This window comes from Burkholderia sp. HI4860, assembly GCF_002223045.2.
GTDB lineage: Bacteria > Pseudomonadota > Gammaproteobacteria > Burkholderiales > Burkholderiaceae > Burkholderia.
Window position 1 is genome coordinate 607,638 of sequence record NZ_NKFO02000005.1, and the last position, 20,692, is coordinate 628,329.

Genomic DNA, 20,692 nt, shown 5'->3' on the forward strand with positions numbered 1-20,692 from the left:
TCATACGAATTGCACCGTTTCAGGCCCCGATTCGCCCGTTCACCCGGGCGGCACGTCGCGGGGCAGGACGCGATGCAATGAAGCCCATGATGGGTATGGAGACTCGTCCGATCGCCCCGACCTCGCCGTCGGCCGGTCGAGACGCGAATAGAAAGACATTCAAATCGGAGATGGCAGATGGAACGAAGCACTGTCGGCATGCGCTGCAAACCCCTGATCACCGTCGCACTGGCTGCCGCCGCATTCGCGGCCGCGTCGACCGCGATGGCCGACCAGGTCGTCAAGATCGGCAGCGTCGAACCGACGACGGGCGGCATCTCGCACCTCGGCAAGGACAACGAGAACGGTGCGCGCCTCGCGGTCGAGGAAATCAATGCGAAGGGCCTCACGATCGGCGGCAAGAAGATCACGCTGCAACTCGATGCACAGGATGACGCGGCCGATCCGCGCCAGGCTACCCAGGTCGCGCAGAAGCTCGTCGACGACAAGGTCGTCGCCGTCATCGGCCACCTGAACTCGGGCACGTCGATCCCGGCGTCGAAGATCTACAGCGACGCGGGCATCGTGCAGATCTCGCCGTCGGCCACCAACCCGACCTACACGCAGCAAGGCTTCAAGACGACCTACCGCGTGGTCGCGACCGACGCGCAGCAAGGTCCGGCGCTCGCAAGCTACGCGCAGGCGAAGGGCGTGAAGAGCGTCGCGGTGATCGACGATTCGACCGCGTACGGCCAGGGCCTCGCGAACGAGTTCGAGAAGAAGGCGAAGGCGCTCGGCCTGAAGGTGCTGTCGCACGACGCGACCAACGACAAGGCGGTCGACTTCCGCGCGATCCTGACGAAGGTCAAGGGCGAGAACCCGGACGCGATCATGTACGGCGGCATGGACGCCACCGGCGGCCCGCTCGCGAAGCAGGCGAAGCAGCTCGGCCTGCGCGCGAAGATCCTGTCCGGCGACGGCGTGTGCACCGACTCGCTGGCCGAGCTGGCCGGCCCGGCAGCCGACAACGTGCTGTGCTCGCAGGCCGGCGCCGCGCTCGAGAAGATGCCGGGCGGCGCGGACTTCCTCGCGAAGTACCAGAAGCGCTTCAACCAGGGCATCAAGTTCGATGCGCCGTTCGCGTATGACGCGGTCTACATCGCGGTCGACGCGATGAAGCGCGCGAACTCGACCGATCCGGCGAAGATCCTCGCGGCGATGCCGGCGACGAAGTACGAAGGCGTGATCGGCACGACGACGTTCGATTCGAAGGGCGACCTGACGCACGGGATCATCTCGATCTACGGCTACAAGAGCGGCAAGAAGACCTTCCTCGACCAGGTGAAGATGTAACCCGTCGCGGCGCCGGTGCGACGGGAACGCCACTCGTCAGCGCCGGCGCCGTGCGGGCCGAATTCTGATTCACGGAGACGAAGCATCATGTGCGCAATGGCGTATGCGGAATTTCAACAGGAGTTGAAGAAGGCACAGCTGACGGCGCGCGAGTTCGCCCGCCTGATCCGGATGAACGAAAGCTCGATCACGAACTATTCGAGCAAGGGTACGGTTCCTTCCCACCTCGCGGTCATCGCGAAACTGATCGGCACGATGGCCGCGCACGAGATCGATTTCCGGCGCGTGATCCGGCAGATGCGGATCGAACCGAAACGGCCGCGCGGCGGCGGTGCGTTTCCGGCGGTGGACAAACCGCGTTCCGGAAAGACGGCGAAAGCCGACGCCTGAGCCCAGGCATGCGTCGACGACGGCACGAGGCTTGCCGCTCGACGCTGAATCGAATGTCATCTCACGGGCAACGCGACACGCGACGCCCGACCGTCAAACCACCGCCCGCACGTGATCGAGCAGCGCCTGCAACGGGTGCCGCACCTGCTTCGACGACATCCGCTTCACCTGGCTGCGGCACGAATAGCCGGTCGCCAGCGCCTCACCTTCGTCCTCCGGCCCATCCACGTGCGCCGCCCACGATTGCGCATAAATCGTCTTCGACGTCGCGAGATTGCGCGCCTCGTGTCCGTAGGTACCCGACATCCCGCAGCATCCGGTGGCCTGGACCTTCAACCGCAGCCCGCGCCGCGCGAACACCTGGGCCCATTGCTTGCCACTGTCGGGCGCATTGGTCTTCTCGGTGCAGTGCGGCAGCAACCGGTACGACGCAGGCACGCCGCCGACACCGGCACCGGCTTCCGGCAACGTCTCCAGCAGCCATTCCTGCGGCAGCGCCACCTTCGGCACATCGGAAAGCCCCGTCACCTTCAGGTACTCCTGCCGATACGTGAGCGTCATCGCCGGATCGAGGCCGACCAGCGCGACACCCGAGCGCGCCAGCGCGGCCAGCTGCGTCGCATTGCGGATCGCCGCCTGCTCAAAGGCGCGCAGGAAGCCCTGCACGTGCAGCGCCTTGCCGTTCGGCGCGAGCGGCGCGAGCCATACCTGGAAGCCCATGCGCGCCGCCAGCTCGATCAGCGTCGCCAGTTGCTCGGTATCGAAATAGCGCGTGAAGGTGTCCTGCACGATGACGACGCTGCGTGCGCGCTGCGCGTCGCTCAACGCGGCGAGCGCCTGCGGATCGGCCGGCTTCACCTGCCATTGACGGATCACGGCCGCGAGGTCGAAGCGGCTCAGCAGTGGGCTGTCGACCATGCCGACGTGCCGCTCCAGCACCGTGCGCACCCATCCTGCCCGCATCAGCCCGTTGTACAGCGCGGGCACCCGCGCCATCCACGGCATCGTGAATTCGAGCGAGCCGATCAGGTAGTCGCGCAGCGGCCGCAGATAACGCTGGTGATACAGCTCGAGGAAGCGCGAGCGAAACTCCGGCACGTTCACCTTCACCGGGCACTGCCCCGCGCAAGACTTGCACGCGAGGCATCCGGCCATCGCGTCGTACACCTCGTGCGAGAAATCAGCTTCGCCGTTGCGCGCCGCGCGGCTGTTGCGCCAGCGCGCGGCCAGGCCGCCCAGGAACGGCTGCCGCGCACGCGCCGCCGCGACGACGTCGACGCCGGCCTGCCCTTGCAGGCGCAACCATTCGCGCATCAGCGACGCCCGCCCCTTCGGCGATTGCACGCGTTCGCGCGTCGCCTTCCACGACGGGCACATCGCGTCGTCCGGATCGAAGTTGTAGCACGCGCCGTTGCCGTTGCAGTGCATCGCGGTGCCGTAGCTCTGCCATACACGCTCGTCGATCTGCCGGTCGTGGTCGCCGCGCGTCGGCACTTCGTCGATCTTCAGCAGCCGCATCGTGTTCTCCGGCGGCGTCGCGATCTTGCCCGGGTTGAACTGGTTGTGCGGATCGAACGCGGCCTTCAGTTGCTGCAGCGACGGATACAGCTCGCCGAAAAACGCCGGCGCATATTCGGAGCGCACGCCCTTGCCGTGCTCGCCCCACAACAGGCCGCCGTGGCGCTGCGTGAGCTCGGCCACCGCATCCGACACGGGCCGCACCAGCGCCGCCTGCTTCGGGTCCTTCATGTCGAGCGCCGGCCGCACGTGCAGCACGCCGGCATCGACGTGCCCGAACATCCCGTATTGCAGCCCATGGCCGTCGAGCAGCGCGCGGAATTCGGCGATGTACGCGGGAAGGTTTTCGGGCGGCACGGCGGTGTCCTCGACGAACGGCTGCGGGCGCGCCTCGCCCTGCACGTTGCCGAGCAGGCCGACCGCGCGCTTGCGCATCGCATACACGCGCTTCACCGCGTCGTCGCCGGCCGCGAGCGTGTGGCCCAGGCGTTCCACGCTCGTATCGGTACGCAGATGGTCGACGAATGCGCGCACACGCGCGTCGACGTCGTCCGCATCATCGCCGCTGAATTCGATCAGGTTGATGCCGAGCGTCGGCCGGGCGTCGTCCTGCGGAAAATACTCGGCCACGCTGCTCCACACGAAATCCTTCATCGCCAGCATCAGCACCTTCGAGTCGACCGTCTCGATCGACAGCGGCTGGTGCGCGAGCAGCGCGCGGGCATCGCGCAGCGCGTCCATGAAGCCCGCGTAGCGCACGTTGACCAGCACCGAGACCTTCGGGATCGGCAGCACGTTGAGCTTCGCCTCGACGACGAAGCCGAGCGAGCCTTCCGCGCCGCACAGCACGCTGTTCAGGTTGAAGCGGCCGTCGGGTTCGCGCAGGTGCGCGAGGTCGTAGCCGGTCAGGCAACGGTTGAGCTTCGGAAACTTCGCTTCGATCAGCGCCGCCTTGTCGTCGCTGATGCGCCGCGCGGTGCGGTACACCTTGCCGATGCGGTCCTCGCGCGCGCAGCGGCGCTCGAGCTCGTCGTCCGCGAGTGCTTCGCTGTGCAGCTGCTCGCCGCCCATCAGCACGAAATCGAGCTCGAGCACGTGGTCGCGCGTCTTGCCGTACGTGCAGCTGCCCTGCCCGCTCGCGTCGGTGTTGATCATTCCGCCGACGGTCGCGCGGTTCGACGTCGACAGTTCCGGCGCGAAGAACAGCCCGTGCGGCTTCAGCGCCGCGTTGAGCTGATCCTTGACGACGCCCGCCTGCACGCGCACCCAGCGCTGCTCGACGTCGATTTCGAGGATCCGGTTCATGTTGCGCGACAGGTCGACCACCACGCCGTCGGTCAGCGACTGCCCGTTGGTGCCCGTGCCGCCGCCGCGCGCGGCCACCGCGACGTCGCGATGCGCGGGCTCGGCGAGCAGGCGCGCCAGCAGCCGGACGTCCTCCGCATGCGCGGGGCAGATCACCGCTTGCGGCAAACGCTGGTAGATCGAGTTGTCGGTGGCCTGCACCGTCCGGTTCGCATGGTCCGCGCGGATTTCCCCGGCGAATCCGGCGGCCTGCAGCGCGGCGAGAAAGTCACGGTACGCATGCGCGGGCGGGCTGGCGGGACGGGGCAACGAAGCGATCGACATGGGCTAAAAGCGGCAGTGTGGGTGGAACCGCCCGGTTCGCGTGGCCGAAACATGATTTTTTAGCAAGTTTCCACGCGACCGGGAATTCCAGTATCTTTGGATATTGCACGAGAAACAAACGAATTCTGCTCCGGCGAATATTGCATAAAACTCATGAATTACCGTCGCCTTACCCCGTCGATGTCGCTGCTGCTGGTGTTCGAGGCCGCCGCGCGGCATGAAAGCTACACGCGCGCGGCCGAGGAGCTGTCGCTGAGCCAGAGCGCGATCAGCCGGCAGGTGCAGACCCTTGAGGATCAGCTCGGCGTGCCGCTATTCCGGCGCGAGGGCCGCTCGGTCAAGCTGACCGAGGTCGGGCGCCGCTACTTCACCGAGTTGAGCGGCGCACTGGGGCGCATCCGCGGCGCGACGCTGCAGGCGATGTCGCACCAGGCGGGCGCCGGTACGCTGCGGCTCGCGACGCTGCCCACGTTCGGCTCGAAATGGCTGCTGCCGCACCTGCACGATTTCTACGCCGCGCATCCGGGCGTGACCGTGCACGTCCATTCGCGGATCGGCGCGATCGATTTCCTCAACGACGACCTCGATGCGGCCATTACCGTCGGCGCGGGCGACTGGCCGGGCCTGCACGCGCACCGGCTGTACAACGAGTTCCTGATCGCGATCGCGCCGCCGGACACGGGCAGCGCACGCCGCCGCAAGGCCGACGCACGCACGCCAGCGTGGGCCGCGAAGCAGACGCTGCTCGGCGTGACGAGCAACCAGCAGGCGTGGGCGGAGTGGTTTTCGCACTATCGGCTCGACCATCGGCAGATGCGCATCGGCCCGAGCTTCGAGCTCACGTCGCACCTGATCCAGGCGGTGCGGGCCGGGATGGGGATCGGGCTGGTGCCGAAGGTGCTGGTGGAAGACGAGCTGAGCCGCCACGAGCTCGTGTCGATCGGCGACGCGATCACCAGCCAGCGCAGCTACTACCTCGTCTACCCGCCGGGGAACGAGGCGCTGCCGTCGCTCGTCGCGTTCCGCGAATGGCTGCTGAAGTCGTGCTGAAACGCGGCCGGCGGCGGGCCGCTCAGGTGCGCCATTCGCCGAGAATCTGCTCGGCCAGGTAGTCGCACGGCGGGCGCGCGGACTGCGTGCTGCGCGCGAGCACGACCTCCATTTCGCCGAGCGGCGGCAGCCCGTGGCTTTCCGACAGCTGCACGAGATGATCGGGAATGCAGCAGCGCGCCAGCGGCGCGACCGCGAGCCCGGCCTCCACCATGCTGAGCAGGCCGAGGTGGCTCGGGCTCTCGTACGACATCCGGTACGGGATCTTCCGCCGGTTCAGCGCCTTGACCGCGTGATCGCGCGCCGTGCTGCCGCCGTGCGTGAAAAAGGCCACCGGCAGCGGCCGCTCTTCCCACACATTGCGCTTCGGCGACCCGACCCAGACGAGCGGTTCGAGCCGGATCAGCTCGCCGGTCACGCCCTTGATCCGCGTGAGGCACGCGAGGTCGACCGTGTTGTCCTTCAGCATCGGCACGAGCGCGCTGCTCGGCTGGCCGATCACGCGTATTTCCACGCGCGGATGCATCGCGGCGAACTTGCCGAGCACCTGCGGCAGCAGCGACGAAATGTAGTCGTCGGGCACGCCGATCGTCACGCGGCCGCGGACCTCCGGGCGCACGACCGACGCCCAGGCCTCGTCGCGCATCGCCAGCATCCGGCGGCCGTATTCGGCGAGCATCGTGCCGTCGTCGGTCGGCGTCACGTTGCGCGTGTCGCGGATGAACAGCGGCTTGCCGAGCGCGTCTTCCAGCGCCTTGATCTGCATGCTCACCGCCGACGGCGACCGGTGTACGGCCTGCGCGCCCTGCGCGAACGATCCGGATTCCGCCACGGCCACCACCATCGCGAGCACATCGAGGTCGAGCTTTTTCATCGTCTTCAGAAAAACTGATTAATCGATTCAGTTTATCCCGTTTTACTGTTCCCCTCCACGGTCGGACAATGCATCCCGTCAGCCCTTACTCGTTGCAGGAATCATCAGACATGCATACGTCCGGATCGCTCTACGGATTTCTCGTCATCGGCGGCATGCTCGCGGTCACGCCCGGGCCGAACATGGTCTACGTGATGTCGCGCTCGATCGCGCAAGGTCGCACCGCGGGGCTCATCTCGCTCGGCGGCGTGATGATCGGCTACCTGTTCTACATGTTCGGGGCGGCGTTCGGGATCACGACGCTGTTCATGAGCGTGCCCTACGCGGGCAGCGTTCTGGCCGTGGTCGGTGCGGCATACCTGTTGTATCTCGCGTGGCAGGCTGTCCGGCCCGGCGGCCGCTCGCCGTTCGAGGTGCAGGCGTTGCCCAGCGAGCGCCCGCTTCGGCTCCTCGCGATGGGCGCGACGACCAGCGTGCTGAACCCGAAACTCGCGATGCTGTTCATTTCGCTGCTGCCGCAGTTCATCGACTACGGGAACGGCAGCGTGCTCGGGCAATCGCTGCTTCTCGGTTCGCTGCTGATCACCGCGTTCGCTTGCGCGAACGGGCTGGTGGCGATCTGTTCGAGCCGCATCGCGACGTTCCTGCACGGGCGCCCGACGCTGCTGCTCGCGCAGCGCTGGGCGATGGGGCTCATTCTCGGCGGGCTCGGCGTGCAGATGGTGGTCGATGCGTCGAAGATGGCGGGCATGGCATGACGACCGCACGCGAGCCGCTGGCCTGAAAACGGAAGCGGCCGGTGGGCAACGTTGCCCACCGGCCGTCATGCGGGAAGCCCGCCGTCGGTGCGACCCGGTCACTTCGTCAGCAGCTCGGCCTCCAGCTCGCGCAGCCGCTCCGGGAACCGGACGCGCAACACCAGGAACCACCCGAGCCCGATCGCCAGCAGCGCGACGAACACATAAGGCAGCCACGCATAGACTCCCGCCGGCACCGGATACACGCTGCCGGCCAGCGGAATCGCGAGCAGCACGACCGCCACGACGCTGATCGCCACATGCCGCGCACGCAGCCGGCGCTGCCGGCGCAAGTAAAGCGGCGCGCCGATCGCCACCAGCACGTAGGCAAGCAGCCAGCCGTACGTCGCGATCGAACTGAGATAGCCATACGAATCGAGCAGCGCGGTGCCGCGTGCGGTGAACACCAGCGCGGTCACCAGCGCCAGCACCGCGATCAGCGCCACCGCGACGTGCGGCGTCGCATTCCGCTCGTGCGCCTGGCCCGTCGATGCATGCAGCACGCCCTGCCGCCCGAACGTATAGACGATCCGCGCCGCCGCATTGATCGACGAGAAGAACGCCGCGAAGAAGCTCAGCGCTACACCCGCGTCGATCAGCACGCCGACCCAGCCGGCCCCGAGCCGATGCGCGAGCACCGCGAGCGGGCCGTCGACCTGATCGAGCGGCGGCGTCTGCCCGTGGAACGCGCTCACCATCCCGTACGCGCCGATCACGAACAGGATCGCCGGCCCGACGACGCTGATCAGCACCGCACGCGGAATCGCGCGGAACGGGTCACGTGCTTCCGCGCCGAGCACGGTCGCACTCTCAAACCCGGTGAAGCTGAAGAACGCGAGCACCATCCCGAGCTGCAACTGCGTCGGCTTCACGCCTTCCAGCGTCAGTTGCGCGCGATCGACCGGATGCCCGCCGAACGCGATCGTCCCGACCACGACGACGGCGATCAGCAGCAGCGTCGCGAGTTCGACGAACAGCGTGAAGCGCGTGGACAGCCGGATGTCGCGAAACGCGATGTACCACGCGGCGAACGCGGTGACGACCGTGAGCCCGAGCACCGCGCCGAGCGGCGTCGCGCTGCCGAGCAGCCCGGTCTCGCGGCCCAGTACCAGAAACGTGTTGATCGTCCCCTGCAGGATGCCTGCGGCGGCCACCGCATAGGCGATCAGCAGCGACCAGCCGCAGATCGCGCCCCAGACCGGCCCGATGCCGGCCGACACGTACGCATACAGCGCGCCCGGCGACGCCGAATCGCGCGCGAACACCGAGATGCTCCACGACGCGAACAGCAGCGCGACGATCGCGAACAGATAGGCCAGCCACGTGCCGTTGCCGGCCGTCGCGAAGACGGCGGGGATCAGCACGCCGATCCCGCCCGACACGCCGACGAGGCCGATCGACTGCGCGATCAGCTCGGGCAGGCTGAGATAGTTGCGCCGCAGGCCGCCAGCCGGCGGCACGGTATGGTGCGCAGGCAATGCCTGCGCGGAGCTTGCTGGATGACTCATCGATTTATCTCGTCAGGAATGAAGCGAAGCCGTGTAGGCCGCCTGCGCAGCAGTGAAGGCTGCCAATGCGGCCACCGGGTTTCCTCGCCCATGTTTCGTCTCGGGAAATACGCCGGCACGACCCGGCTAATTCCACGAATGGCGCGCGGGCTTCACGCCATTGAGGTAGTAGTTGCCGATCGCGTGATACTTCCAGCGCACCGGGTCGTGCAGCGTATGCACGCGCGCGTTGCGCCAGTGGCGGTCGAAGTTGTATTTCGCGAGCGTCGACTTGCTGCCGCCGAGCTCGAACAGCTTGCTCGCCGCGAGCAGCGACACCTCGGTCGTCGCGATCTTCGCCTCGCCCACCGCGATCGCGGCCTGTGCGACCGTTTCCTCGCTCGGCTCGCGTTTCGCCGCGTCGACGAAGCGCCCCGAGCGCGCGAGCAGCGCTTCGGCCGCGTGCACGCGATACGCGATGTCGCCGATCTGCGCGACCGTCAGCGGATCCTCGCTCGCGCGTTCGACGCCGCTGTCGATCCACGGGCGCGCATGCTGCTGCACGAACGCGATCGTGTCCTGCAGCGCGGCGCGCGCAATGCCGAGGTCGATCGCGGCGGTCGTGATCTGCGCGAACGGGCCCGCGAAGGTCGGGCGGTCGTACGATCGCTGCGTGTGGAAAATTTCGAACGGGCTCACGCGCACGTTCTCGACGATCACCGTGCCGCTCGCGGTCGTGCGCTGCCCGAAGCCGCTCCAGTCGTCCACGACGGTCAGCCCTGGCGCACCCTGCTTCACGAACGCGAGCACGGCCTGGTCCGACTCGTCGAGCGCGAGCACCAGAATCCAGTGCGCGAACAGCGTGCCGGTCGAATAGAACTTGCGGCCGTTCAGCACGAACGCGTCGCCGTCGCGGCGCACACGCGTCTGGATGTCGAGCACGTTCTTGCCGCCCGCTTCCGAGAACGCGTTCCCATAGCGCGCGCCCTTCAGCACGAGATCGAAGAAGAAGCGCTTCTGCGCGTCGCTGCCTTCGAGGCGGATGTCCTCGATCAGGCAATAGTGGTTCTGCGGGATCTGGCCGAGCGACGGGTCGGCCTGCGAGACGATCGCGATCACTTCCGCGAGCGTCACGTTCGACACCTCCGCGCCGCCGTATTCGCGCGGCACGGTAATGCCCCACAGGCCGCTCGACGAGAACAGCTCGATCTCGTCGAACGGCAGCTTCCGCTCGCGGTCGCGCAACGCGGCGTGCTCGGCCAGGCGTGCCGCGACCTGGTGCGCGACGTCGAGTGCCTCGGCATCCGAGCCGATGACGGGAACGGAAGCGTGTGGGGTGCCCGCTTGTGGTTGCACGTTTTCTTCGATGATTTCCGTGGACATGTGATTTCCGGCAAAACTCATGAACCGGCCGGCGGTGCCGCAAAGCCTCCGCCAGCCTCCTGTTTCGATATCCGAAACGTTGAACCTGTATGACCCGCAAGGGCGGCCGACGTCATCCGTTCGGTCGGCCTGCGCGCGGCATGCGTGAATGCGCGCCGCGCACCACCCTCCGCGTCACGCGGCAACCGCCTGCTGCTGCGCCTCGAGCTCGCGCACGAGCGGCAGCACGCGCTGGCCGAAGTACTCGACTTCCTCGATGAAATGCAGGAACCCCGCGAGCACGAGGTCGACGCCGATCGCCTTCAGCGCGACGATGCGCTCGGCGATCTGCTGCGGCGTGCCGATCAGGTTCGTACGGAAGCCGTCGTTGTACTGCACGAGATCCTCGAATGTCGACTTCGCCCAGTTGCCCTCGCCTTCGGGCGATGCCTTGCCGGCCTGCTTCACCGCATCGCCGAACGCGTGCACGGCCTCGACGTGCGCGTGCCGGATGATGTCGTCGAGCACGGCTTTCGCCTCTTCCTCGGTATCGCGTGCGATCACGAACGCGTTGACGCCGATCCGCACGCGATGGTTGTTCGCCGCCGCCTTCGCGCGGATGTCGTCGATCTGCGCCTTCAGGTTCTCCGGCGTATTGCCGTTCGTGAAGTACCAGTCCGACACGCTCGCCGCGTTGTCGCGCGCCGCCCGCGAGCTGCCGCCCTGGAAGATCTCCGGATGCGGCTTCTGCACCGGCTTCGGGCTCAGCGTGTAGTCGTTGAAACGGTAGAAATCGCCCTTGAACGTGAAGTTGTCCTGTGTCCAGATGCCCTTCAGCGCCTGGATGAATTCCTTCGAGCGCCGGTAGCGTTCGTCGTGCTCGAGCCACGGCTCGCCGATCGCGGTGAATTCGCCCTTGAACCAGCCGCTCACGACGTTGATCGCGATGCGCCCGTTCGAGATGTGATCGATCGTCGCGAGCTGCTTCGCGACCACGGCCGGATGCCACGGCCCCGGCAGGATCGCGGCGAGCACCTTGAGCTTCGTCGTCGCATGCAGCAGCGCCTGGCTGAACGACACCGACTCGTGCTGGTATTCGGCGCCGTAGCCGGCCGTGAAGCGGATCTGGCTCAACGCGTAGTCGAAGCCGGCCGCCTCGGCCGTGCGCGCGAGCTGCTGGTTGTATTCGAGGCTCCAGTCGGTGCGCTGCTCGATCGTGCTGACGACGAGGCCGCCGCTGACGTTCGGCACCCAGTAGGCGAACTTGACGCCGTCGGCGGAAGAGTCGGTATGGCTCATGAGTGTGTCCTGGTCGGAAAAGAAAACGCAGTCGGCCTACGCGGCCGCGACGGAAAGCGCATGCGGGCGCAGTTGCGGCACCGCGCGATCGACGGCGAGCGCGATACGCGCGCGCAGCGCCGGGTTCGTGATCTGGTACTGGTCGAAATCGCCTTCGGACGCATACACGCCGATCGGCAGCGTGCGGGCCTGGAAGAAGCTGAACAACGGACGGAGCTGATGGTCGATCACGAGCGCATGACGCTCGCTGCCGCCGGTGGCCGCGAGCAGCACCGGCACGTCGATCAGCGCTTCGTGATGCACGAGGTCGAACAGGTGCTTGAAGAGGCCCGTGTACGACGCGCGATACACGGGACTCGCGACGACGAGCGCATCGGCCGTCTCGATCGCGCGGATCTGCGCATCGAGGTCGGCCGGCACCTGCGCGCGCGTCAGCGCGCCGGCCAGCCGACTGCCGATCTCGCCGAGTTCGATCAGCCGTGTTTCGATCGGCAGCGCGGCGCCGAGCGCCGCGACGATCGCGTCGGTCAGCGCCAGCGTGCGCGACGGCCGTTGCAAGCCGCCCGATATCGCGACCACGTTGATTGCATTGCTCATCGGTTGCATTCCCATTGTCGAGTCGGGTGCCGACGCACCCGTCACGTCATGGGTCAGCAAGGAGCGTGCCATTTCAACGATCGAGACGGAAACCGATCGTCTGCATGACGAAATGCATCGCGATCGACCGCCAGTCGCGGCGCCGCCGTTGTTCGCGCACGTCGATAAGCGTGCCAGCCATGGCGTCACAACCATATTCCACAGGGCGATGAACTCGGGGAAACAACGCTGCTGATCCGCTGCTGCGTGATCAGCAGCGCGATGTGCGGCAGGCGGGTTTTTCCGCTTCGACACGGATTCCGTCAGGCGCACGACGTCCATCGGCACGCATTGGCTCCCGCTTTTCCCGTTCACGCGCCGGCGCGACGCCTCCCACCGTTGCAGTAGCGCCGGCATGGCTGCCGCATCGTCGCTTTGCGTGCTGCCGATCGCCGTGCCGCGCGACCGTGCCGTGCGCGACTGCGTCCAGCGCAGCAATCCCGCATTGGTTATCAGAAATCGATGTTTCCCGCGTTGCGCGAAACGTTGAACACTCTGCTGATCACGCAGCACCCGGCCAGCAACGCCCGCCGCGGCCTGACCGATTTCGTGCAGCCACCCGACACATTCATCGTCATGACACCCATTTCCGTATCGCCCCGCGCGGAAGGCCTGCTCGTCGTCGCGCCGCCCCGCGACGAACCCGCGCCCCCTGACGCGCTGCAAATCGCCGAGCGCCTGGCGGCCGGCTTTGCATGCACCGCGGCCGAGCGCGACCAGCAGGGCGGCACGCCGAAGGCCGAGCGCGATCAGTTGCGCGACAGCGGCCTGCTCGCGCTGAGCATCCCGTCCGCCTACGGCGGCCTCGGCGCGAGCTGGCGCACGACGCTCGACGTCGTCCGCGTGCTCGCGGCCGCCGACAGTTCGCTCGCGCACGTGTTCGGCTTCCACCACTTGATGCTCGCAACGGTCCGGTTGTTCGGCGCGCCCGCACAGTGGGAATCGTGGTTCGAACGCACCGCGCGCCAGCGGTGGTTCTGGGGCAATGCGCTGAATCCGCTCGACGCGCGCACGATCAGCCGCTCGCGCGGCGCATGGCATGAATTCAGCGGCCAGAAGAGCTTTTGCTCGGGGGCGCTCGATTCGCAGATGCTGATCGCGTCCGCGCACGATGCGCAGACGCGCGCGTTCCTGATCGCGGCCGTGCCGACGCAGCGCAGCGGCATCTCGATCGCCGACGACTGGAACAACATCGGCCAGCGCCAGACCGACAGCGGCACGGTCACGTTCGAGAAGGTGCGCGTCGAGGATCACGAACTGCTGACGGACCCCGGCCCGCTGTCGACGCCGTTCGCGTGCCTGCGCCCGCTCGTCGCGCAGCTCGTGCTGACGAACGTGTATCTCGGCATCGCCGAAGCCGCGTTCAACGACGCGCGGCACTACACGCTGCACGAGGCGCGGCCGTGGCCCGGCGCGCAGGTCGCGAGCACCGGCGACGATCCGTACATCCTCGGCCAGTACGGCGAATTCTGGGTCGGGCTCGAAGCCGCACGCGTGCTCGCCGATCGCGCGGCGGACCGGCTCGACGCCGCATGGTCGCGCGATGCGGCGCTCACCCAGGCGGAGCGCGGCCAGGTCGCGCTCGCCACGGCCGCCGCGAAGGTGTCGGCCGCGCGCACCGGGCTCGATCTCTGTACGCGGATGTTCGACGTCGCCGGCGCACGCGCGACGCACGGCGCGCTGCGGCTCGACCGGCACTGGCGCAACCTGCGCACCCACACGCTCCACGACCCGCTCGCGTACAAGATTCGCGAGATCGGCGAATGGGCGCTCAAGCGAACCTATCCGACGCCGGGCTTCTACTCGTGAATCACACCCCTTCCGATGCGTGGCCAGACGCCGCGCCCGTCCTCACGCTGCCCGACCGGCCCGCGCTCGCGACATCCATTCGTGCCCGCGCGCAGGTGTTCGTCGACCCGCGCTCGGTCGCGCTGCTCGAGCGGATTCGCCTGGTCGCGCCGAGCGATGCGAACGTGCTGATCGTCGGCGAGACCGGCACCGGCAAGGAACTGATCGCGCGCCACGTGCATGGCCTCAGCCGCCGCAGCAGCGGGCCGTTCATCGCGGTGAACTGCGGCGCCTTCTCCGAGACACTCGTCGAGAGCGAACTGTTCGGCCACGAGAAAGGCGCGTTTACCGGCGCGTTCAGCGCGAAGCCCGGCTGGTTCGAAGCCGCGAACGGCGGCACGCTGTTTCTCGACGAGATCGGCGACCTGCCGCTGTCGATGCAGGTCAAGCTGCTGCGCGTGCTGCAGGAGCGCGAGGTCGTGCGGCTCGGTTCGCGCACCGGCGTGCCAATCGACGTGCGCGTGGTTGCCGCGACCAACGTGGATCTGCAGCAGGCCGTCGCGAACGGACAGTTTCGCGGCGACCTGTTCTACCGGCTCAACGTCGTGCAGCTCGCGGTGCCGACGCTGCGCGAACGCCCGGGCGACATCCTGCCGCTCGCACGCCACTTCTTCGACGACTACCGCAGCCGCCTCGGCTACGGGCCGCGCAGCATCGACCCGCGCGCCGAGCGCCGGCTCGAGGCACACAGCTGGCCGGGCAACATCCGCGAACTCGAGAACGTGATCCATCACGCGCTGCTCGTGAGCCGGAACGATTCACTGCAGGAGGCCGATCTGCATATCGCGTCGTCGGGTGTGCCGACGGCCACCTCGAGTACGTCGGCGCCGGAACCCGACGCGGCCGCCGGTGCACAGGCCGCACTCGAACGCGCGCTGCGCGACCTGTTCGACGAGGATCACGGCAACCTGTTCGAACGCATCGAGGACACCGTGATGCGCGTCGCGTTCGAATTCAGCCACCGCAACCAGATCCAGGCCGCACGGCTGCTCGGCATCAGCCGCAACGTGCTGCGGGCGCGGCTGATTCGCGCGAAGGAAATTGCGGCGGTGAAGTAGCCGCGTATGGGAGGCGCACCGCTGCCCGGCTCCGGCGGGATCGCGTCGCGTATCGTGCATCAACGTTCAAACCTGATGTATCGTGGCGCGAGCCAGAGCTTGAGCAGGCGATCGAACCGTAGCGGTAAACGATCAACGCAGCGTCTTTGTCGTCCACAGGTGCCCACCTCCCCAATCGGTGGACACCCATGCTCGTTGGTCAGCGCGCCTAGACGTCGAGAATGGTCCCCTTACGGCCGCTCAACCTCAATTGCTATAGATCAGACCACGAGCGGCGCCGTTGACGTAAATCCTGCCATACGTGTTCCAGTCGCCGGCCATCACGCCGGAGCCGCCGAATTGGTGCGCGTCATCGTTGAAGCGCGCCCACGTTGCACCCCCGTCGTCGGAATGGTAAATGCCCCAGACACCATTCAATGTGCCTTCCACATAAACCGCGGCCGAGTACGACGAACCGGCCGGCGCCTTGCCCAACGCGATCACGGTGGCGCCCGGCGTGCCATTGGTCGACGCAAAGACGCCGAGCTTCGTCCAGGTCGCTCCCGAGTCCACCGAGTGGTACACGGCCGTGCCGTCGGCCAGCCAGAGATCACCCTCCGCGTTCGGATTGACCACCATCGACGTATCCCCCCACGCATTCCAGGCCAGGTTCGCGTTCACCGAACCCTGGCTGAGCGCGAACGTGTGGCCGCCGTCGTTCGAGACGTAGATCTTGCCGCGCTGCCAGCTCCACGGTGCGCCGCCGGAGTCGTACGCATAGACCTTGTTCGGGTTCTTGCGGTCCGCGGCCAGGCGGTAGGCACGCGGGAAGCCGTTCCAGGTGGCACTGAACGCCGGCAGGTTGGTCGCCGTCCAGCTGGCGCCATTGTTTGTCGTGTACGACGGCACCGAGTCCGGCGGTGCCCAGGTCACGTTGTTGCGGGACGGGACGACCAGGTTGCCCACGTTGCTCTGGCTTGCCGCTGCGCCGTTGGGCAGCGACGCGAAGGTCGACCAGCTATTGCCGCTGTCGCCGGACCAGAAGCCCTTGGTCGCATGGCCGTTGGCGTTGTCGACGCCCGCGGCGGCAATGTACGTCGGATCGGACCACGACATGTCGGCCGAATTGCCGCTGCTCCACGTGTTCAACGGGCCTTTCGTCGGCCTCGTCGAGAGATCCGTATTGACCCACGTGCCGATGTCGCCGGCGCTGTTGATGAAGTTGTACGACGCGCCGGGCGGCGCCGTGACGAGCGCCAGCGTCACGGTTTCCTCGAGGTTGTCGACCTTGGGGCTCCAGGTTGGCGTGGGCGACGAGGCGTTCATGGTTTCGCAGATGCCGCCGCCGTGCACGTGCATGACGTGATCGCGATTGGCCGGGTCGATGGCGACGCTCTCGACCCAGCCGGCGCAGCCACCCGAGGCAGTGCCGGTATGCGGCATGCCGGCCTCGATTTCGCGCCACGTGCTGCCGCCGTCGTCGGATAGCTGGATGGTCTTGCTGGTGTTGCTCCAGCCGGTCATGCCCAGTGCGATGCGGGCGGACGCGCCCAGGCCGGAGACGGACAGGCCGCCAAAGCCGTTGCTGCTGGAGCGGTTGAGCAGCGTCCAGTTGCTGTCGTTACTTCCGCCGAATTTGTAGAGCGAGCTCGGTCCGCCGATGCCCTGGCCGACGCCCGCGTTGAACACCACGTAGAAGTTGCCGTCGGACGTGCGCACGACGTGCGGGATGTAGTAGCCGGACACCGTCGGCGGGACGGGCACCGGCGTCCACGAGAAGCCGCCGTTGGTGGACTTGTACAAGGTCGACGTCAGGCCCGCCGCGTTGGCGTAATCCGGGGCGACGGTGGCCCACATGATCCAGGTCGGCTGGCCGCTACCCTTGCCCGACGTATCGAAGATCACCTGTTCGACGCCGATCGGGGAACTGCCGCCGCTGATCGTGGTGGAGGACAGACCCGCGACCTGCGTCCAGGTGCGGCCCGAATCGGCACTCTTCCACAGGCCGGCCGTGCGCGATCCGTAGAACAGCGTCGACGGATTGTTCGGGTCGACCTGCAGGCGCTCGCCGGTGGCGCGGCCGTTGTCGTTGCCGCCCACCGGGAACGGCAGGTCGTAGTGCGTCCAGGTGTCGCCGCGGTTGCTCGAGATGTAGATGCGGCCGTTGTGACCCTGCGTCACGGTAATGCCGGTCATCATGTAGACGAGCTGATCGTTGTTCGGGTCGAGCGCGAGGCTTTCGACGCCGTGGAAATCGCCCTCGCCTGCACCGAAACCGATGCCGTCGGTGATGGGCGTCCACGTCGAATTGGTCGCGTTCCAGCGGTACGCGCCGCCGACGTCGGTGCGTGCGTACAGCAGGCTCGCGTTGACGGGATGGTAGATCAGGCCGGTGACGTAGCCGCCACCGCCCCACTTGACGCTGGTCCAGCTGGCCGCCGGCAGGTTGCTGCCGATGCCATTTCCGCCGATCTGGCTACGATTGGCGGCTGCATTGGCGCCCGCATGGGTCACGCCTGTCGTGCTATCGGATCCGTCACCACAGCCCCATAACGCACACGCCATCGCCGCAGCGGCAATCCATCGTTGATAAAACGCGGTCATCAGAAGTCCTTAAGGAAAGAGGTCCATCGCAAGGCCCGCCGTCGGGCCCTGCGTGATCAACTCGTCATGAGCGACGCAATCTGCGCAGCGCTGAGCGCACCGCGATAGATGCGGAAATCGTCGATCAGGCCGTGGAACGTGGCGTCGGCACTGTATTGCGATTTGCCCAGCCAGTTCTGCGTGGTAGGGCCAAGGCGGAACGGCGCCTGGAACATCGCCGTGTTGGTGGTGACGGGCGTGCCGTCCACGTAGATCGTGCCGGTCGCCCCCGAAAGCGTGACGGCCACATGCACCCATCGCTTGCTCGGCAGCTCGCTGGGGGCATCGATGATCTGCTCCGGCGGGCCGTCACCGGGGCCGTTGGCTGTCATCGCGAAGCGCATGCCGGCCCAGCCGTTGCGCAACTGCGCGCGCGGCGTGAACATCATGTAGCGGTGGAAGCCCGTGCCGAAGTCGAACAGGCGTGCCCACGTTTGCGCGCCGTTCCAGAACACCCAGCTGGCGATGGTGAAGTCCGACACGTCGACCAGCAAATCGTCGGGCAACGCGACATACGCGCCCGAGCCGTTGAGCGAGACCGCGTTGCCGTTGTGCCCCGCCGCCCACGTTGCGCCGTTGAGCGTGCCATTGCGCCTGTTGCCCGAGCTATCGGCGGCCGTGGTGCCGCTGCCTTCATCAAACGTAAGGTGCGCGAGCAGCTGCTGCGCCGTGATCACTTTCACTTCGTTGGAGAGCGCCGATTCGCCCGCAATCGTTTGCGCTGTCACGACGTAAAAATACGTGCCGGCAGCGGCTGGCAGATCCGTATAGGTCAGCAGATCGGTGATCCCGCTCTGGATGGTTTTGTATGGCCCGCCGGCAAGGGTGGCGCGCTTCACGTTGTAGCTGACGGCGTTGCTGCTGCCCCACCACGACAGCACCGCCTTGCCCGCGCTCGCGTAGCCGGTCAGGCCGGTCGGCGTTGCGGCGGGGGTGCCGGGGTCGAGCGTGCAAGTGAGCGTGCCGTAGCCAAGCTGATCGAAGCCGCCACTGTTCGGGCCATAGTTGCCGCCGCCACCTTCCGGTGCCACCAGTTCGGCAGCGCGCTTGGTATAGGGCGCCGCCAGACCTTTGCGGTTGATGTAATGGTTGGCCACCAATGCCCAGCAGGGCCGCCCCAGGGCGTCGCCTCGCCCACCGGCGGCGAACTGCGTCTGGGTGACGCCGGCGCTGTTCTGGTACGTGACGAAAGGCACCGTGTAGAACGCGCCGTCCGCCTGCTTCAGGTTGGCCTTGGCCACGTATTCCGCGCCCGCCAGAAAGCGATTGTTGTCGTAGCCGTACAGGTCGATGCCCTGATTCCACGCCATCTCGCAAATGGCGCCCGTCAATGCAATGCCGAGCGTGCTGTGGCCCTGGTCCCGGCCGGCTTCCTGCCATTGCCCGAGGTTGCCGGGGTGCAGGTAGTACACGGCTTGCCGGATACAGCCGTTACTGCCGCCGGTCTTGAAATGGGTGACGGCCTCGTTGACGAGCCCGGCATCGTCGCACAGCACGCCGATGGCCAGGATGCACGCGATGTTGGCCAGGCCCCAGTTGGCCCAGTAGTGCGTGTCCATCGCGGTGTCGACACGGGTCAGGAAAGCGTGACTGACCGGGTAGAAGACATTGCGCATCATTGCCTGAAACGCGGCAAGCCCGGCCGGACTCCAGCCGCTGTAGCCGCGCATGATTTCGGCGGCGTTGGCGAACTCGTAGCCGTAGATGCCGGCGGCGAGCGCCACGTCGCTGCCGCCAAGCGTCGTCAGCTTCGCGGCCCATTGGTCCAGATACTCCACGGCTTTGTCGGCGTAGCGTGTGTCGTCCGACACCTTCCAGCGCAGCGCGTCGCCATAGGCGGCGGCGATGTCGTTGTAGAGCGCGCCGTAGTTCTGACCATGCGTGGGATCATTGCCGCGATAGATGCCGACCTGCGGGTTCGGCTTGTTCGTCAGGCGCGTGTGACCGTTGGCGACGAGCACATTCCAGCTGTCGATCCACGGGGAAGCGTGGGCGCCGACTTTAGCGCGCATGCGTTCGAAATCCGCGTCGGTATGCAGCAAGCCGGGATGCGTGAAGGTGCGGGTTTGGGCAGTGCCTGCCGACGTCGCGCCTGCGTCGATACCGTCCGGAGCCGGAGCACCTCGGGACGCCTGACCGATGCCGTTCGCCGATGGTCGCTCACCGCCTGTCACCACGTCGCTTCCGTCGCCGCCGCATCCGGCCAGAAGCGCGGCACCAAGCCCCATCACGAAATGGCGTCGTGCAATATTCTCGATGTCGCCGAGTGGGACGATTTCCTCGGATGGCATCGTCGATGCTCCGTTGTCTCGCATATTGGGATCCCCAGTTTTTTAGCTATGGTCGAAGCAAAAATATGTACGAACCGTTCCGTATTCATCAGGAACGCGTAGCATTCTATCCAGTGCGACAGGGAGGTAATCAAGCGAAAAAAAACATATTCACTCATGACACGCAACTGTCACATCCGTGATGCACGGATTGAGGAATGCGCGAAGCGGCCGGGCACCGCCGTAGAACAAAACAAAGTCGAGCCTGGGCATGATCTGTTGTCCGTAGCGCACCCACGGCGCAGCACGCCACCTCGAATCCGACGACCCACCTGCCGATAGAAGTTCGGCGTTGACGGCTGCGGCCGAACTTGCATCTCTTGCCTCGCTCGGAATGCACGACCAAAGGCCGCGCATCTCACAACATGTGGGGGCGTGCGCCGCACTCCATACATCAACGTCCGAACCTGATGTATCGTGGCGCGAAGCGTGCGCGTCGCTTCGCCCGTGCGGAAGGTCA

14 protein-coding genes are annotated in these 20,692 nt (G+C 66.8%); 6 read left to right on the top strand and 8 right to left on the bottom strand.

Annotated features, from left to right (window positions below; genetic code table 11):
* Positions 1 to 177 precede the first annotated feature (177 nt).
* Together CFB34_RS36835 and CFB34_RS36840 are read left to right on the top strand one after the other, a co-directional pair.
* Positions 178 to 1,332 (top strand): branched-chain amino acid ABC transporter substrate-binding protein, encoded by a 1,155-nt coding sequence (locus tag CFB34_RS36835; RefSeq protein ID WP_089444587.1) that lies wholly within the window; start codon positions 178 to 180, stop codon positions 1,330 to 1,332.
* Positions 1,333 to 1,419: 87 nt separating this feature from the next.
* Positions 1,420 to 1,722, top strand: coding sequence for a DNA-binding protein (locus CFB34_RS36840; protein WP_089444588.1), 303 nt, complete (start codon positions 1,420 to 1,422; stop codon positions 1,720 to 1,722).
* A 93-nt stretch (positions 1,723 to 1,815) separates the two neighbouring features.
* Here CFB34_RS36840 and CFB34_RS36845 read toward each other — a convergent pair whose 3' ends face one another.
* A complete protein-coding gene (locus CFB34_RS36845) occupies positions 1,816 to 4,869 on the bottom strand; it encodes an FAD-binding and (Fe-S)-binding domain-containing protein (protein WP_089444589.1) in 3,054 nt (1,017 codons plus the stop codon).
* A gap of 153 nt (positions 4,870 to 5,022) precedes the next feature.
* Here CFB34_RS36845 and CFB34_RS36850 point away from each other — a divergent pair, with 153 nt between their 5' ends.
* A complete protein-coding gene (locus tag CFB34_RS36850) occupies positions 5,023 to 5,919 on the top strand; it encodes a LysR substrate-binding domain-containing protein (RefSeq protein ID WP_089444590.1) in 897 nt (298 codons plus the stop codon).
* Positions 5,920 to 5,941: 22 nt separating this feature from the next.
* Here CFB34_RS36850 and CFB34_RS36855 read toward each other — a convergent pair whose 3' ends face one another.
* Positions 5,942 to 6,793 carry a LysR substrate-binding domain-containing protein gene (locus CFB34_RS36855; RefSeq protein ID WP_089444591.1) on the bottom strand — a complete coding sequence of 284 codons (852 nt, stop codon included), beginning with the start codon at positions 6,791 to 6,793 and terminating at the stop codon, positions 5,942 to 5,944.
* Between the two features lie 110 nt (positions 6,794 to 6,903).
* On the opposite strand from CFB34_RS36855, the gene CFB34_RS36860 reads away from it, so the two are divergent.
* Entirely contained in the window at positions 6,904 to 7,551 is a 648-nt protein-coding gene (locus CFB34_RS36860; protein ID WP_089444592.1) for a LysE family translocator, read from the top strand.
* Positions 7,552 to 7,649: 98 nt separating this feature from the next.
* Here CFB34_RS36860 and CFB34_RS36865 read toward each other — a convergent pair whose 3' ends face one another.
* The 4 genes from CFB34_RS36865 to msuE form a co-directional block, all read right to left on the bottom strand.
* Complete coding sequence (locus CFB34_RS36865) at positions 7,650 to 9,098, bottom strand: APC family permease (protein WP_089444593.1); 1,449 nt, start codon at positions 9,096 to 9,098, stop codon at positions 7,650 to 7,652.
* A 126-nt stretch (positions 9,099 to 9,224) separates the two neighbouring features.
* Positions 9,225 to 10,460, bottom strand: a complete 1,236-nt coding sequence (locus tag CFB34_RS36870) for an SfnB family sulfur acquisition oxidoreductase (RefSeq protein ID WP_089444594.1) — start codon at positions 10,458 to 10,460, stop codon at positions 9,225 to 9,227.
* A 174-nt stretch (positions 10,461 to 10,634) separates the two neighbouring features.
* Positions 10,635 to 11,738 (bottom strand): dimethylsulfone monooxygenase SfnG, encoded by a 1,104-nt coding sequence (gene sfnG, locus CFB34_RS36875; RefSeq protein WP_089444595.1) that lies wholly within the window; start codon positions 11,736 to 11,738, stop codon positions 10,635 to 10,637.
* A gap of 36 nt (positions 11,739 to 11,774) precedes the next feature.
* Positions 11,775 to 12,335 (bottom strand): FMN reductase, encoded by a 561-nt coding sequence (msuE, locus tag CFB34_RS36880; protein WP_089444633.1) that lies wholly within the window; start codon positions 12,333 to 12,335, stop codon positions 11,775 to 11,777.
* Positions 12,336 to 12,836: 501 nt separating this feature from the next.
* Between msuE and CFB34_RS36885 the strand changes: the two genes are divergently transcribed.
* Entirely contained in the window at positions 12,837 to 14,183 is a 1,347-nt protein-coding gene (locus CFB34_RS36885; RefSeq protein ID WP_242808774.1) for an acyl-CoA dehydrogenase family protein, read from the top strand.
* A complete protein-coding gene (locus tag CFB34_RS36890) occupies positions 14,180 to 15,280 on the top strand; it encodes a sigma-54 dependent transcriptional regulator (protein ID WP_089444596.1) in 1,101 nt (366 codons plus the stop codon). Before CFB34_RS36885 ends, CFB34_RS36890 begins: the two co-directional genes overlap by 4 nt.
* 246 nt (positions 15,281 to 15,526) lie before the next feature.
* Here the strand turns inward: CFB34_RS36890 and CFB34_RS36895 are convergent, their stop codons facing one another.
* Positions 15,527 to 17,773 carry a dockerin gene (locus CFB34_RS36895; protein ID WP_242808775.1) on the bottom strand — a complete coding sequence of 749 codons (2,247 nt, stop codon included), beginning with the start codon at positions 17,771 to 17,773 and terminating at the stop codon, positions 15,527 to 15,529.
* Positions 17,774 to 17,919: 146 nt separating this feature from the next.
* Complete coding sequence (locus CFB34_RS36900; protein ID WP_089444598.1) at positions 17,920 to 20,193, bottom strand: LamG-like jellyroll fold domain-containing protein; 2,274 nt, start codon at positions 20,191 to 20,193, stop codon at positions 17,920 to 17,922.
* Between the last annotated feature and the right edge of the window lie 499 nt (positions 20,194 to 20,692).